Raw genomic sequence first — 14,982 nt, 5'->3', positions numbered from 1 at the left:
GCCAGGGGCTGGGCAGCACACAACGGCCGCCGAGGCCGCCCGAGACGGGGCCCGTCGGCGCGCAGCCCTGCAGCCCGTTCCGCAGACGCGCGACGTCGGCGAGTCCGGAAGGCACTAGGGAGTGTCTTTCCGATCATCGGATCGTTGGTCTGGTCGTGAGGGATGGGGAGATTTCTGATGCTGCGTGGGCGGTGATCGAGCCGTTGTTGCCGCCACCTGGTCGGGCTCGTGGCAGGTGGCGGGATCACCGCCAGGTCCTTGGGGGCATCGTGTTCAAGTTCCGCACCGGGCTGCCCTGGAGGGATCTGCCCGAGCGGTTCGGCCCCTGGCAGACCGTCCACGGACGGTTCGCCCGCTGGGCCGCCGACGGCACCTTCGACCGCCTCCTGGCCACGGCCCAGTCCCGGGCGGAGGTGGACCGGCTGGTCGCGATCGATTCAACGATCGTGCGAGCGCATCAGCACACGGCTGCTGAAGGGGGCTCGAAGAACGTGGGCTCGGACGCTCCCGCGGCGGGCTGACCGGCAAGATCCACCTGGCCTGCGACGGCAGAGGCCGGCCCCTGGCCCTCCTTCTCACCGCGGGCAACCGCAACGACCGCACGCAGGCCGAGGCCGTCATCGGCCTCATTCGCGTGGCCCGGCCGGGTCCGGGAAGACCCCGGACCCGGCCCGACCGCGTGGTCGGGGACAAGGGTTACTCGGCCCGCACTTTCCGGGCCTATCTCCGCCGGCGCGGAATCAAGGCCACGATCCCCGAGCGGATCGACCAGATCAACGGACGCATCTGCCGCGGCGAGACCCTCTGCCGGCTCGACAAAGCCGCCTACCGGCGCCGTAACGTCGTCGAACGCTGCTTCCACCGCCTCAGGCAATGGCGCGGCATCGCCACCCGCTACGACAAACGCCCTGACCGCCACCTCGCCGCCGTCACCCTCGCCAGCACCCTCATCTCTCCGCCGCGGCTGGCCGGCCAGCCGGAGTGCGGAAACGTTCACACGGGCCTGGTGTCGCCGATCTGCTCCCTACGCGTCTCCAGCGCGTTTCGCTGGTTCAAGAAGCCGTTGCCATACCGATCATGGAGTCTGTCGATCGAACGGGAGTCTCGATCGGGTGATCGCGGGCCCTTCCCGGCATGAGAGCGGGGCCTGGCGGTATGCGGGGAAAATCCAGGGGAACCGACGGCCGCGCGCTGCTACGGTCGGGCGCCATGAGCTGGCTTCCCGATGACTTCGTCCACCCCGTCCTGGTATCGCTGCCGGGCGGTGGTCATCACCTGCGGCCGATCCGGGAGGTGGACACCCCGCTCGACTATCCGGCTGTGATGGGTTCGCGCGAGCGGCTGTGGACCATTTTCGGCCCGGCCTGGGGCTGGCCCGCGGCCACCATGACCTACGAGGCCGACCAGGCCGACCTTTTGCGGCACGAGAAGGAGATCGCCGCGCACCAGTCCTTCAACTACGCGCTGTTCGACGCGGCGGAGACAGTTCTGCTCGGCTGTGTCTACATCGACCCGCCGGAGAGGGCCGGCGCGGACGGCGAGATCTCCTGGTGGGTGGTGGACGAGCTGGTGGGCAGCAAGGTCGAGCAGGCCCTCGACGCGCTGGTGCCGCAGTGGATTGCCGCCGACTGGCCGTTCGAGCGGCCGCGCTTCCTCGGCCGTGAGATCTCCTGGTCGGACTGGCTCGCCCTGCCGCAGCATCCCGACATGTAAGTGGTTGTTGCCCGTACCGATCTCGAAGGCTGTCGGTCGAACGGGAGTCCCGATCGGGTGACTGCGGCGGTTTCCGCGACGCGGAGTGGGTGGCCGTCCGGCCGTTGCTGCCGGTGCCTGCCTGGTTCCAGGGGCGGGGTGGACGGTCCGGGGGCTACTGTCATCGGCAAGTGCTGGACGCGATCCGCTACCTGGTCGCGGGCGGGATCTCGTGGCGGGCGATGCCCGCGGACTTCCCGGATTGGGGCCGGGTCTACACCTTGCTCCGCCGCTGGCGCGAGCACGGGCTGATCGCCGAGTTCCACGACCGGCTGCGCGGGACGGTCCGTAAGCGCGAGGGCCGCGAGGCCGAGCCCCCGGCGGGGATCATCGCCGCGCAGTCAGTGAAGGCCGCGGCCTCGGTGCCGGCCGCCTCACGCGGCTACGACGGCGGGAAGAAGGTGCCGGGCCGCAAGCGGCACATCGTGACCGACACCCTCGGCCTGCTCCTGGTCGTCGCGCTCACGGCGGCGAACATCGGCGACCGGGACGCCGCGGCGGGCCTGCTGATGCGACTGCGCCGTCTGCACCGCGACATCACCCTCGTGTGGGCAGACGGCGGCTACACCGGCGGCCTTGTCGGCTGGTGTCGGGACAAGTTCGCTCTGACCCTGGAGACCGTCAAGCGCCCCGACTACTTGGCAGGGTTCGTGGTGCTGCCGAGGCGGTGGGTGGCAGAGCGCACGTTCGCGTGGCTGATGAACTCCCGCCGCCTGGCCCGGGACTACAAGACCCTGCCCGCCACCAGTGAAGCGGTGATCCAGTGGTCGATGGTCACGCGAATGAGCCGACGTCTGGCACGGCCTCGGGCCGCCGACCGGCACTGAACGCCCCCGACGCCTCCAGGAGGAGCCACCCGCGCTCCGCCAGGCGCCGGGCTTTCGACCGCAGCCCCTCGGCATCGGTCAGCCTCGGCGGACGGCCCCAACGCCGCGTTCCTGTCAGAGAGTCATCAACCTCACGTACAGTGCTGTCGCGAGGGTTTCGAGATCTGTCGTCACAAACGGATCAACGAGACCCTCGCTTCATGCACCCGAAGACTTTGGACTTACGAGTTGGTGCGTGATAGCGGGTGAGGTGTCGTGCCAGGTGGATGGCATGATCCCGCTGTGGCGATCATGGTCAACCGGGCGGTGTTGGCGCATCGGCTGTTCACGGGGCTCTCTCGGTCTCATCTTGCGTGTCTGGTCGAAGAGTTGGCCGAGCCGTGGCAGGCCGGGGTCGAAGGTCGTCGCCATGCGACGCGGGGCGGAGCCAGGAAGCGTGCCGCGGGTGCCGGCGCCAGCCATCAGCTGGTGTTCGTCGACAGGCTGGTGGCCACGCTGATCCATCGGCGGCACGACCTGCCGCACTCGGTGCTGGGTCTGCTGTTCGGTGTCGACCGTTCCACCGTCACCCGGGCGATCGGAGAGGTGCGCACGCTCCTGGCGGAGCGGGGGTGCGCGGTTCCCGACCGTCCCGGCCTGCGGCTTCGGACGCTGACGGATGTGTTTGCCTATGCCCAGGCCGAAGGCGTCGAGCTGCGTTTGGACGCCACCGAGATCCAGGTCCGCCGGCCGCCGGCCAGCCGCGGCGGACGCCGGGCCTTCGTCTCGGGCAAGAAGAAGCAGAACACGATGAAGGCCACCGTGATCGCCGACTGGCGAGGCCGCACGTTATGGACCGATGCCCTGCGACCTGGGCGTATGCACGACGCCACGGCCGCCCGCAACGAAGGCATCGCCGTCTGCTTCCGGCACTTCCCCGACGTCGAAGTCCTCCTGGACGACGGCTATCTCGGCCTGAGCCGCGACCACCGTGGCCAAGCGATCACACCGCCCAGAAAACCACGGCCGGGAGCATTGCCCGGCAGAGTCGAGCAGTGGGAACGGGACCGACACGGGCACTCGTCCGACCGCATCACCGTCGAACACGCCCTTGCCGATCACAAACGCTGGAAGCAACTGACCCGCTGGACACACCGGCGAGATGTCCTGCCCGACACCTACCGCGCCATCGCCGGCCTCGTCTCCGACCGCACCGCCAACGTCTGAAAACCGGCCGCGGCCAGGCCGAACACACCTCACCCGCTATCACGCACCAACTCGTAAGACGTCGTTTATTATGGCTGCGGTGCGGAGTGGACAGCTTCAGAGAAGCCCAGCTCGTCCAGCAGCGCGTCGAACAGCTCCTCGACGAAGGTCTCCTGTGCGCGCAGCAGTTCCTCGATCCGCGGCTGCTGCGCCGCGGCTTGGACACCAGCTGCTGACGCCCATATGAGAGCGCCTTCGGCGTCGGCCGGTACCTCCGCATCGAGTTCTGCGCGCTTACGTCCGATGACCTCTTCGAACTCCGGGGTGGCCATCCACAGGCTCACGTCGTCCATGTCCTCGGGTTCCTCGACGAGGAGAGCAGCGGCGTTGTCCAGGTTGAGCCATGCCTGCCAGCGGTGCCCGATGGTGTCCAGGCCGGTCACGAGGGCGACGCTGCTGTCGGAGACATCGGCGACACAGGCCGGCACTCCGGTCCAATCGACCAAGGTGGACAGGTGCTCGTCCTCCCAGATGCCTTGTTCCAACTGCAGGGTCTGCCAGCCACCCGGCCGCGGCTGCCACTCGTGCACGTCGTCCCTCAGCTCTGGACCGGTGCTGCCGAACAGGGGTGCTTCCAGCAGTGGGCGCTCGCTGCGCGCAAAGACCAGATGACCGGAAAAGCCCATGGAACCTCCTCGTCGAATCCCAGCGCACCCTACGAGCTGTCACTGACACCACCGGTGCTGGCCGACTGTCGCTCCCGGCCGACCGGCGCACCGGGGTGGATGCGCGTGCCGCCGCCGCGGTTCCCAGGCGTTCATGGTCCAGGGCAGCAGACGTGCGGGCGTGATGACGAGCTCGTCCTGGATGCTCGGCAGCGCGATGTTTTAGGACGAGTCGTCCAGCACCTGCAGTAGCCGGGCTGTCGCGATCATCAGCGACAGGGCCCTCTCACTGCCAGTTTGCGACAGTTCCTTGATGCCGGGGCTTCGAAGTCTCGCGGGCGTATCGAAAATCGCATACGCCACCGCAACAGTCTTCCGTCTTCAGTGGAGGCATGGACAGCGGCAGACCTGCAACGGTCGGGCTGGCGATCGAGAATGGACCGTGATCATGGACTCGGATTCCGTACGTGGTATTGACCGGCGGCGGCTCCTCGGGTGGGGCGGGTTGGCGGCCGCCGGCGTGGTGGCCGCCGGCGTGCCGCTGGTGGGCGCCCGACGCGGCCATGCCGTAGCTGCGGGACAGCACCGTCCGGCCCCAGCCGACCCCGGCATCCCACCGGACACCCGGCCTGGCGGAGCATACGACCGGTACGTGGCGAAGCTGGCCGCCGAGGGCAAGTTCTCCGGCGTGGTGCTGTTGTCGCACCAGGGCCGGACGGTGCTGTCGCGCAGCTACGGCATGGCCGACAAGGAGAAGGGGATCCGCAATCACGAGGGCGTCGCGTTCAGCCTCAGTTCGGCGGGCAAGCCGTTCGGCGCGGTGGCCATCTTGCAGTTGGCGCAGCAGGGCAAGGTGAAGTTGTCGGACACGGTGGGTACCCATCTGAAGGGCTTCGCCAAGGACGTCGCCGAGAAGGTGACCATCCATCACCTGCTTTCCGGCACCTCCGGGCTGGACAGCCCGGATGAGGACGTGCAACGCGTCTTCCAGAGCCGGGATGAGGTGCACAAGTACTATGAGCAGCGGGCCCGGCAGGCGAAACTGGTGGGCGTCCCGGGCACCCCCGACACCTCTCACGCGGAGGTGGAGGTCACCATTTCCGCGCTGATCGTGGAGGCCGTGGCCGGCACGACGTACTGGGACTACGTCGAGGAACACATCTTCAAGCGCTGCGGCATGACCGGCTCGGCGTTCTACACCAGGCCGCAGTGGCTCACCGACAAGCACATCGCGCACCCGTGCATGACGCTGGCCGACGGCAGCCAGGTGGACGCCGTCCGCAACCTGGACAAGAGCAGTCCGAACCCGAACGTATTCGGCAGGAACCCGGGCCGCGCCTTCATCGATGCCCCCGGGGACGGTGGCTTCGCCACCGCGCCGGATCTGGTCCGGTTCGCACGCGCGCTGGGCGACGGCACACTTCTGGACCGGCCCTGGGCCGACGTGCTCACCGGAGCCAAGATCCCCCACGGACCGGCGTCGTTCGGCACGTACGGGATTCCGGTCTCCATCGTCAACGGGCAGTGGAAGTACCAGCGCGCCGGAGGCAACCCGGGTGTCGCCGCCAACTGGGACATCTACCCGTACACCGGCTGGGTCGGCGTCATCCTCAGCAACATCGACGGCGTGCCGCTGCAGGACATGATCGGGCGGGAGACACAGGCCATCACCGGGGCTACGACCGGCGGCGGGTCAGGCGGCTGAGGTGATCCGGCGGCTGACCCGAGCTCGGGGCGGGGATGGCCGCCCGCGCGATCCAGCAGCATCCCGGCAGGGTCAGCGAGGAAGACCTGGCCAGGTCCGTGTACCCGTCGGCGCGGTCGAAGCCGACGCCTCGTCCCTGGTATGACCGGGATCCGTGTCTCGCGAGACGTTCGGCCTCGCCGCGTCACAAGATCAGCGACAGACCCTGTACGTCCGCGGGCGGCTGAGCACGGTTGATGTGTACGCCGACACCCGTCCATCAGCCCGGCCCACAGGGCTGGCTGACGCTGCTGCACGAGCCACGCCCCGATGTCCACCCCATGCACGGTGACGCCCGGCTCGACGTGGGCAAGGACGGTCTCCTCCACGAGCATCTCCCGCACCACAGCAAAATGCCGCTGCCGCCCGCCCGGCCACGACGGGTTCAAGTCCTCGTCGAGCTCCCGCAGCGCAGCTTCCCACTCCGGCTTGTCGACGACAGCACCCGGGCGGCGCAGGTTCGACAGCCACTGCCCGATCGGCTGCCCAACGCTGAGGTGCACCGCGGAGGCGTACCGAGGAGCGCACAGCGTCCAGTGCCTCACATGTCCGCGCGATCCCGCTGGCCGGCTAGGTGGTCCTGGAGTTCGTGGTGCCGGAACTGGTAGGCGGCACCGGCCGTCCGCAGTATCCCGGCCTGGTGGCACGCGTGCAGGAAGCGGCCGAGCCGCCACGGCAGCATCCCCCGGGCCAGCACGAGAAAGACCACGTACCGGAACGACAACGTGTGGAAGCTGAGCGCACCGAAGAGCGCGAGAGGCAGAAGCGCCAAAACGAGGCCCTGCCAACCGGCTATCCCATAGCCCAGCAGAGCGAAGATCGCCACGAGGTCTCCCAGGAACAGGACCCAGGAAACCGCGTCGCTGCGCACAAGGGCGCGGGGCCCGTCTCGTCGTTCGTCGGGCGCGACAGCAACGCCCATGGCACCACCGGCCATCAGCCCGAAGGCTGCCGCAGCCGCCACCCAGCCGGCCGGCGAACCCGTCGAGGGAACGAACAACCCGACGAGCACGAGAGGGACGGAACCCAAGGCGCATCCCAGCGCGAAGCGGTGCGGCCGCAGAACCATACGGTCATCGCCCTCCCACAGGTCCGGCCCAAACGCGAACAGCAGTGCGAACAACGGTAGAAAGGAGAAGCCGAGTTGATCCCAGGACGTCAGGGCCGCTCGGACCACCACCGCGAGCTCGATCGCTGCCGCCCAGACGAGGCAGGCCCACCGAATGGCACGCTTGGTGCGCTGCGCCCCGACCATGGGCCACAGCTCGGGCAGCACGAGGTCCGTGGCGGAGAGCGTGCGGTCTTCCGCCCGTCGCCCGTGGCGGTTGCCGTCGAGGTAGGAGGCCAGTACGGCCAGCCAGCGTCGGGCCGGACCGTTGGGGTCCACGGTCTCATCTCCCCGCGCGGCCAGCACCGCCGGAATGTAGAGGTCGAGGAGGTGCTGGTGAAGCGTGCCGGACTCGGCGAGCGGAAGAAGTTCTGCGGGATTGCGGCGATAGTGGCCCTCAGCGGTCCGTTCCTGGTAGACCGCCACTGCGAGCGACAGGCGCCAGGGCGTCGCCAATGCCTGACGCAGCCGGGCAACGGCCGGCGTCCGCGCAGCTACGGACCCCTGCGGGGCGGCGGCCAGCGCATCGAGCACCGGCTGCCAGCGGCTCAGTCCCGCCTCGGTGTCGGCCACGCTCCTGCGGAGGAATGCTCGGCTCTGCTCTGCGTCGACCGGCGCCAGCCGCACCACGACGGCGGCCCGCAGGTGCGCCTCCGCGCTGACAAGGCCGTCGTAGACGCCGCGTCGACAGGTGAGGACCACGGCGGCCGGTTGCGTGCCGTGCTGCCAGTTGTTCAACAGGCGCACCAGTGAGGCGGCCCGGCTGGAGTATGGGGCGGTACCCGGCGGGTCCAGTTCGTCGAGGCCGTCGACGACGGGAAGCACGAGGCGTGCCTCCACCAACCGTCGCGCCGGCCCGCTGCCCACGCCGAAGGCCGTCACCAGGTGCCGGACAAGCCAGTCCTCCAGGTCCTGGCCGGTCCACGACGTGGCTGCCATGCGCAGGGCGACGGCCTGTCCGGGCTGCCTGTCCCGTGCGAGGTCGAGCACCATCGACAGGGCTGCCAGGGACTTTCCTGTCCCGGCATCGTCCGTGATGTCGGCGCTGGTGATGACCATGCGCGACGGTGAGAGGCGATCGTGCAGTGCAGTCAGCTCACTCAGTCGCCCATCGATCGGCGCCCCTTCGACCTGGCCGTGGACAAGCACGGTGTAGGCGAGGTCGATACGTCCACCGGTACTCCCGTCCAGCCACCGCACATACTCGCCCTGCTCCTGCCGCACGACTTCGCCCGCCAGCCGGTCGGCCAACTGCTCCGTGTCCAGCGGAGCAACCAGGGCGTAGGACAGGCCCGCCACGCCTGCGAGGGCTCCCACGACACTGGCGACGGGATCTGCGACGTCCCAACCGCCCATGAACCCCAACGCCAGGAGCCACACCCCGACCGCGCCTGCCCCGGACCACAGCAGGCGTCGCTGGATCGCTCGCCGCATCCCCATGCCGGAAATCTTGCCGAACCGAGGTCGGCAGGCGCCAGCCCCAGAACTCGATGTCGACGAGCGAGCGAGGGCATGGCGTGGAGGTCGGGCAAGAGCGCGGTCAAAGACATGGCAAGGACGCCGCCGTTCACGCCCTGACCGAGCTCGCCGACCCGGCCGCGGTTGTCCACGGGCACCGGGACGGCAGGACCGCCAGGAAACAGTGGACGACCTCTGCAATCCGCATCCGCATCCGCATCCGCATCCGCATCCGCATCCGCAGCGCGGACGGATGGGGCGCGTCGCGGTCACCCGGACTGCCCTGGGGCGTACCTCAACCGCTGGTTGACGGTGCCTTCGCCAGGGTGGGCTCGTCCCCCTCCGAACCGGGGCCTGAGGAACGTCGGCGTCAGATCGTGCCGCACCTGACTAGACGGGCGATGACGACGGATGGTTGCCCGGAAGGGCCGGTTTCTCCGGGTGGCGTACGCCGCCGCTGCCGAGCAGGACGCGGGCCCGGACCCGCATCGGCTCGTCGCCTCGCCGGGAGAGCAGGACCAGCTCGTCGACCCGGGCCGTCATGGGGCCAAGGAGGGCTTGCACCTTGCGGGCGAGGAGGTGCGGGTCCGGGGTACGGCCGAGGGACAGGTGCGGGGTGAAGCCGTGCGCGTGCCATCCGCAGAGCGGGAAGCGGAGCTCCAGGGACTCCCGCAGCCGCGCCCAGGGCTCGTCGCCGGCGGCGGCCGGGTCGAGCCAGACGGTGGCGTCCTCGCGGTGTCCGAACCAGTGGACGCCCGCCAGGCGGGCGGTGAACGGCGGCGTCTCGGCGAGCGCCGCGGCGACCAGCGGCAGGGCCCGGGCGAACTCGGCCTCGGGGACGAAACCGAAGAGCACGTTGACGTGCGGCGGCCAGCGGCGGATCTGCCGGTCGTGTTCGCGGCGAATGTGCTGGATCGGCGGCCACAACTCCGCCGGCGGCAGCCAGGCGACGGCGGTGCGGTTCGTCGACGGTACGGCGAGGACGTCGCCGGGTGCCGGGTCCGGCACGGGACCGACCTGCCCGACGAGAGTCTCGTCGAGCCGGTCGACGCCGGAGGCGCGGTCCCAGACGACCTGGCCGTCCGCCTCGAAGAACGCCACCCGGTGCCAGGGGATCTCCCCGCCCGGTACGAAGTCGCCGAGCAGGACCCGCTTCGGCGGGGCCCCGCGCTCGGCGATCCCCATCACGAACCGCTCGGGGTCGAAGCGCGGGTCCCAGAGCACCCGGTGGTAGATCTCGTCGCTGGTGTGCACGTCAGCACCTGCCCTCGACTACCAGGGTGACGCGCGCCCGGTCGGCCCTGCAATTTCAGCGCCCGGCCCACCCGCCTCGCTGCGGTTACGGCAGGGCAGTGAAAGGCAGCGGCGGCTTTCGCCCCGGACTCCCGCCTCGGACACCAGCGGACAAGTCACCCGCGAGTAGGACTGCTGGCGCCGCTGTTTGCCGACGTTGACGGGTTGCCGACGCTGCCGACCTGCGGAAACTCTCTGGCCGGCTGAGTGCCGACAGACCCTTGCTCCCCGGAACTTGTCCATCGCGGCCGGTGACGGCGTTTCTTCCCTCACCGTCGGCCAAACCGCTGAGAAGTTCAAGGCGATCCGCGCCGCACTCGGCGTGACCTCGGCCCGCGCGTCACCTCTCATCGGCATGGCACGCTTCCCGTCGCGTCATTGCGGACCTCAAGGCCCGGGAACTGGGTGGGCTCCCAGTCGGGTGCGGCGGCGTCCATGCTTCAGGGTCACAGGATCCTCGCCGCTTCCCCGCGACGACACGAGGACACGACGGGCGGACGTCATCGCGGTACCCCCAGGGGCTTTGCGGGCGGCTCGGTTCGGTTCGGCGTAGGGGCGGATGGCCTTGCGTCGCGGCCTGCACTTCGTTGATCAACTTACGAGATCGGCACTGCGGCCCCGGACGTCCGACGATGCATCTGACCTGTCAGATTCTTCGAACGCGGGCGGACGGCGTTCATGCCCCGGCGGGCGGAGTGCGGGCGATGAGGAGAGCGATGTCGTCGTCGGCGGAGGCGGGCACAAGGCGGGCCAGGAGACTGTCGCACATGGCGTCCAGGGACGGACAGGGCTCGGCCAGGGCGTCGGTGAGTTCGGCAAGGCGTTCGTCGATGTCGCTGGTGCGCGATTCGATGAGCCCGTCGGTGTACAGCACGAGGATGCTGCCGGGCTGGAGGGTGTGGTCGGTGGTGGTGTAGTGGGTGCCGCCGACGCCGAGCGGCGTGCCCGGCGGTACATGGAGGAGCTGGACTTCGCCGTCCGGGTTGATGAGCGCGGGCGGGGGGTGCCCGGCGCGGGTGAGGCGGCAGTGGCCGGTGGCCGGGTCGACGACGGCGTACAGCAGGGTGGTGAGCATCGGCTCGGTCATGTCCTCCAGTGCTGCTTCCAGCTGGGCCAGGATGTCCTGCGGGTCGAGGTCGAGGCGGGCCAGTGCGCGCACGCTGGCGGACAGCCGGCCCATGACTGCCGCGGCGGCGATGCCGTGCCCCATGACGTCGCCGATCAGCAGGGCGGCCTTGCCGCCGGGCAGGTGCAGGACGTCGTACCAGTCGCCGCCGACCTCGTTGGCGTCGCTGGCGGGCAGGTAGCGGTGGGCGACCTCGATGCCCGGGGGAGGGGTGATGTGCTGGGGCAGCATGCTGCGCTGCAGGGTGACGGCGGTGTCGTGTTCGCGGTGGTAGAGGCGGGCGTTGTCGATGCTGATCGCGGCGCGGGCGGCGAGCTGGGCGGCGAGCGCGGCGTCGTCGCTGTCGAATGGGCCCAGGGGCCGGGTGCGGTAGAAGGTGGCCATGCCCAGTACCAGGTCGCGGGCGACGAGCGGGATCATCATGAACGAGTGCACGCCCAGTTCCAGCAGCTTCGCCGGCCGGGAGGTGTGGCGTGCCGCGGGCGCGATCGCTTTCGCGTCGAGGTGGGCCAGCAAGAACGGCTCGCGCCCAGCGAGGACCTGGGTGTAGGGGGCTCCGGCCGGGAAGACGAGGGTGCGGCCGAGGGGAGCCAGAGCGGCGATGACCGGGGAGCCGGTCAGCGGGGCTTTGCCCAGGCGGCGCAGGCCCACGCCGGCAGAGAGACCCGGACCGGGTTCGTCGCCGCGGGCGAGGGAGTCGAGAACATCGACGGTGACGGCATCGGCAAGGCGGGGGACGGCGAGGTCGGCCAGGTCCTGGGCGGTGCCCTCCAGCTCCAGACTGGAACCGATGCGAATCGATGCCTCGCTGAGCAGGGCGAGACGGTGCCGCCCGGCCTCGGCCTCGGTCTGGGCGCGCTGCTCGTCGGTGATGTCGAGCAGGGTGGCGATGACCCCGAGCGCCCGGCCGCCGGGGTCCTCGACGCGGACATAGGAGCACGACCACACCCGGTCGCGATCGGGGGCCGCCGGAGTGCGCCCGGACCGGCGGCGATCGAGCACCGGCTGCCCGCTCTCCAGGACGGTGCGCATCGCCTCTTCCATGTCGCGGGCGTTGACCTCCGGCAGCAGCTGGGACAGGCGCCGGCCGACGTGGGCGGACTCCGACAGGCCGTTCATCCTCTCCAGAGCCGGATTGACCCGCAGGAACCGCAGCTGCGTGTCCAGAACCGCGATGCCGACCGGCGAGCGGGCGAACAATCCGTCCCACACGGCCGACGAGCCACGGATACGGCGTGCGGCGTGGGCGTCAGCGGCGAACACCATGACCGCGGCCGTGTCCTCATGGCGGTCGGGCAGCGGGCTCGCCCAGATCTCCAGCTCGATCGGATGCCCCTTGGCGTGCCAGGCGGTGACCGTGCCCATCACGCCCCGGCCGGAGGCCGCGGCCTCCCACAGTGACCGTCCCAGACTCCGGTCCGCGCCGGGGTGCAGAAGGTCCGCGATGTGCCGGCCCACCACATGGTGCGGGGTGTAGCCCAGCAGCTCCTGGGCTGCGCGGTTCCACCGCACGATGATGCCGTCCGCGCTGGTGGCCACCTGCGCCACCGCCAGCGCGCCCATCCACCCCCCGGCATCCCGCGCGGCACCGCTGACCAGCTCCTCCACAGGCTCGCTCATCCGCCTCCTCCTTGCGCGGCGGTGTCAGGACCGTGCCTCAGCAGGCACTAGAGGCGAACCGAGCCGGTGGAACCGGCGCCCGCGATAAGGGCTCGGACACCCGTCGGCGACGACTCCTTTCCAGCCCCGCGTCCACACCCCCATGCTCTCCCCGGCCGGCCACGCGCGCTTCCCGGGACAGACTCGCCGCGCGTCGACCAGATGGCCAGGGCCGTGAAGCGCAGCCTCAAGCAGATCCAGTACCGCCCTGCCCTCGACGGCTGCATCGCTGCCACCGACCTGAGTCTGGATGGCTGACCGCATCCGGGACCGGTCCCGGATCATGCATCCCAGCCCGCGTAGTCCCCCATCTCCACGTCGTCGCAGAAGGTCTCCCAGAACCCATCGGGCACGAGAGCGGTCTCGTCGATGCCGGAGAGGAGATCGCGCAACTCTTCCGCCACCTTGTATGTCTCTTCGTCGCCCTCGGCGTAGAACGGGAAGCGTGCGATCACGGCCGCAACGCTTCGGTTGAACGAGGCGAGGTCCCTGTTCACGTGACTGACCGCCGCTGACTCGATCGAGGGAGTCTCCACCACGTGACCGCTGGCCACGTCAATGGCGATACGTCCGGACAGGCCGCTCATCGCGATACCTACCAGCCCCCGCTTACCGAGCTTCGCGAGGTACACCGGCTCGCTCAGTGGTCGGTACTCGTATCCGATCAGTCCGCCTGGGATGCCAGTCTTCCCGAGATCGAGCGCAACCTGGGTGGGTACCTCGGGCGGGGCCTCAACAGGAATCCAGACGAACTCGGGTTTCGGCAACTGCGGCAGGGGCTGGTTCACGGGACAATCCTCTCCCGACGGACTGCTCGGCAACACCCACAGGCTCACGAGACGCGCAACTCCTGCCAGGGGGCCAGCCCCGACATCACTCAATCAAGTTCAGTACCTCCCGAGGCGCAACGCTGAGTCACTGCTGCACGGAACCTGAGCCAGAACCCGAGAAATGGCGGCACTGTGGCGAGAGGTGGTGTCGTCTCTGTCACGTCAGGACGACGCACCCCCGCCGCTCCAGCTCGCCGAGGAGCGGTAGCGAGGGGTCGACCTCGTTCCAACGCAGATCCAGCTTCTCCAGCGATGGCATCAGGGCGAGCCAGTCGGGCAGCTGGCCAAGGCGGTTGCTCCGCAGGTCGATCTGACGCAGGCGCGGGAGGCCGGCCAGTGACTCCGGCACCCCGTTCAGAGAGTTCTCGCGTAGGTCCAGATGGCGTAGTTCGCGCAGGCCGGCTGCCGACATCGGCAAGTGCTCGATCGCGTTCCCCCTGAGCCATAGCTCACGCAGGTTGTGGAGCTGGCCGATGGCAACGGGCAAGGTGGTGAGCCGATTGTGCTGTGCCCTGAGCTCGATGAGGCCGCTCATCCCACCGATCATCTCCGGCAGGGTGGTGAGGGAGTTCTCACCAACATTGAGGTAGCGCAACCGGGTCAGGTTTCCCAGAGAGTCCGGAAGTCGTGTCAGCTGGTTGTCATGGAGGTAGAGACAGTCGCTGAGCTCGGTCAGCTTGCCGAGTTCTTCGGGCACCGACGTCAGAGCGTTGTGTCCCAGGTCCAGGGTGTTCAGCTGGTGTAGGTGCCCGATGTCTGGAGGGAGGGCCGTAAGTCCGTTGTCCGCGAGGATCAGCACGCGGAGCTCGGTCTGTCGCCAGACCGACTCAGGCACCTCTCCGAGCTCTTGACGCCACAGGTTCAGTGTCTGCCTCACGGCCATCCCCCTTCATCAGTCCTCCTGGGCTCCGATTCTCGTCCGGATCTCGGGGCCGGCAGGCAGTTACGACAAGATCAGCCGGCCTTGGCCGATTCCTCGGCGCGTGCTCGGGTGCTGGCGAGGCGGTAGACACCTCACGGTGCCAAGCAGTCAAGCCGGGGTCGTGAGAGCCCCGGTGTAGCCTTCTGGCTGTTCGATTGCGGGCAGGGGGTGGGGATGCGATGGACGTAGTGCGGGTCATGGAGTCGTTGGCAGAGCAGGGTGTGACAGTGCTGTTCAAGGCCGACGCCGAGCGCATGCGCGATGCGATGAAGCCTTGGACCGTCGTCGCGAGCGGGGCTCCGCTTCGGGATGATCTCTTGGTCCGCGTGGACGCCGTCTCTCTGGAGGCGTGCCTGGAAGTCTGCCTTCCGCGGCTGCGTGAGTTTGGTTTGGTGATTCACGATTGACGGCGC

General features: G+C 69.2%; 10 protein-coding genes and 2 pseudogenes. 6 read left to right on the top strand and 6 right to left on the bottom strand.

What is annotated here, in order from left to right:
• Window positions 1–155 precede the first annotated feature (155 nt).
• The 4 genes and pseudogenes from OG514_RS32540 to OG514_RS32525 form a co-directional block, all read left to right on the top strand.
• Window positions 156–952: pseudogene (locus OG514_RS32540) on the top strand (IS5 family transposase); the annotation flags it as partial.
• A 257-nt stretch (window positions 953–1,209) separates the two neighbouring features.
• On the top strand, window positions 1,210–1,713 hold the full coding sequence (locus OG514_RS32535; protein WP_266901064.1) for an N-acetyltransferase: 504 nt from the start codon (window positions 1,210–1,212) through the stop codon (window positions 1,711–1,713).
• Window positions 1,714–1,742: 29 nt separating this feature from the next.
• On the top strand, window positions 1,743–2,579 hold the full coding sequence (locus tag OG514_RS32530; protein WP_266902245.1) for an IS5 family transposase: 837 nt from the start codon (window positions 1,743–1,745) through the stop codon (window positions 2,577–2,579).
• A 291-nt stretch (window positions 2,580–2,870) separates the two neighbouring features.
• Window positions 2,871–3,785 (top strand): transposase, encoded by a 915-nt coding sequence (locus OG514_RS32525; protein ID WP_266902243.1) that lies wholly within the window; start codon window positions 2,871–2,873, stop codon window positions 3,783–3,785.
• A 68-nt stretch (window positions 3,786–3,853) separates the two neighbouring features.
• Here OG514_RS32525 and OG514_RS32520 read toward each other — a convergent pair whose 3' ends face one another.
• Window positions 3,854–4,450 carry a hypothetical protein gene (locus OG514_RS32520; RefSeq protein ID WP_266901063.1) on the bottom strand — a complete coding sequence of 199 codons (597 nt, stop codon included), beginning with the start codon at window positions 4,448–4,450 and terminating at the stop codon, window positions 3,854–3,856.
• Between the two features lie 631 nt (window positions 4,451–5,081).
• Here OG514_RS32520 and OG514_RS32515 point away from each other — a divergent pair.
• Window positions 5,082–6,134, top strand: a complete 1,053-nt coding sequence (locus tag OG514_RS32515) for a serine hydrolase (RefSeq protein WP_266901062.1) — start codon at window positions 5,082–5,084, stop codon at window positions 6,132–6,134.
• Window positions 6,135–6,714: 580 nt separating this feature from the next.
• Here the strand turns inward: OG514_RS32515 and OG514_RS32510 are convergent.
• The 5 genes and pseudogenes from OG514_RS32510 to OG514_RS32490 form a co-directional block, all read right to left on the bottom strand.
• A complete protein-coding gene (locus tag OG514_RS32510; RefSeq protein ID WP_266901061.1) occupies window positions 6,715–8,721 on the bottom strand; it encodes a hypothetical protein in 2,007 nt (668 codons plus the stop codon).
• A 462-nt stretch (window positions 8,722–9,183) separates the two neighbouring features.
• Window positions 9,184–9,993: pseudogene (locus OG514_RS32505) on the bottom strand (RNA repair domain-containing protein); the annotation flags it as partial.
• Between the two features lie 715 nt (window positions 9,994–10,708).
• Complete coding sequence (locus OG514_RS32500; RefSeq protein ID WP_266901060.1) at window positions 10,709–12,778, bottom strand: SpoIIE family protein phosphatase; 2,070 nt, start codon at window positions 12,776–12,778, stop codon at window positions 10,709–10,711.
• 320 nt (window positions 12,779–13,098) lie between these two features.
• Complete coding sequence (locus tag OG514_RS32495; RefSeq protein WP_266901059.1) at window positions 13,099–13,605, bottom strand: SUKH-4 family immunity protein; 507 nt, start codon at window positions 13,603–13,605, stop codon at window positions 13,099–13,101.
• A gap of 199 nt (window positions 13,606–13,804) precedes the next feature.
• Window positions 13,805–14,530 (bottom strand): leucine-rich repeat domain-containing protein, encoded by a 726-nt coding sequence (locus OG514_RS32490; protein WP_266901058.1) that lies wholly within the window; start codon window positions 14,528–14,530, stop codon window positions 13,805–13,807.
• A 218-nt stretch (window positions 14,531–14,748) separates the two neighbouring features.
• Between OG514_RS32490 and OG514_RS32485 the strand changes: the two genes are divergently transcribed.
• The gene (locus OG514_RS32485) at window positions 14,749–14,976 is read left to right on the top strand and encodes a hypothetical protein (protein ID WP_266901057.1); all 228 of its coding nucleotides are present in this window, start codon (window positions 14,749–14,751) and stop codon (window positions 14,974–14,976) included.
• The last annotated feature ends 6 nt before the right edge of the window (window positions 14,977–14,982 follow it).

It is taken from the genome of Streptomyces sp. NBC_00572, from assembly GCF_026341815.1.
In the GTDB taxonomy this organism is placed as follows: domain Bacteria; phylum Actinomycetota; class Actinomycetes; order Streptomycetales; family Streptomycetaceae; genus Streptomyces.
The sequence above is the reverse complement of the archived record's forward strand: the minus strand, read 5'-3'. Positions and strand labels throughout refer to the sequence as shown.

Bases quoted from the DNA above. Each gene is read 5' to 3' on its own strand.
- OG514_RS32535 (WP_266901064.1), top strand. From the start codon at position 1,210: ATGAGCTGGCTTCCCGATGACTTCGTCCACCCCGTCCTGGTATCGCTG.
- OG514_RS32525 (WP_266902243.1), top strand. From the start codon at position 2,871: ATGGTCAACCGGGCGGTGTTGGCGCATCGGCTGTTCACGGGGCTCTCT.
- OG514_RS32520 (WP_266901063.1), bottom strand. From the start codon at position 4,450: ATGGGCTTTTCCGGTCATCTGGTCTTTGCGCGCAGCGAGCGCCCACTG.
- OG514_RS32510 (WP_266901061.1), bottom strand. From the start codon at position 8,721: ATGGGGATGCGGCGAGCGATCCAGCGACGCCTGCTGTGGTCCGGGGCA.
- OG514_RS32500 (WP_266901060.1), bottom strand. From the start codon at position 12,778: ATGAGCGAGCCTGTGGAGGAGCTGGTCAGCGGTGCCGCGCGGGATGCC.
- OG514_RS32490 (WP_266901058.1), bottom strand. From the start codon at position 14,530: ATGGCCGTGAGGCAGACACTGAACCTGTGGCGTCAAGAGCTCGGAGAG.
- OG514_RS32485 (WP_266901057.1), top strand. From the start codon at position 14,749: ATGGACGTAGTGCGGGTCATGGAGTCGTTGGCAGAGCAGGGTGTGACA.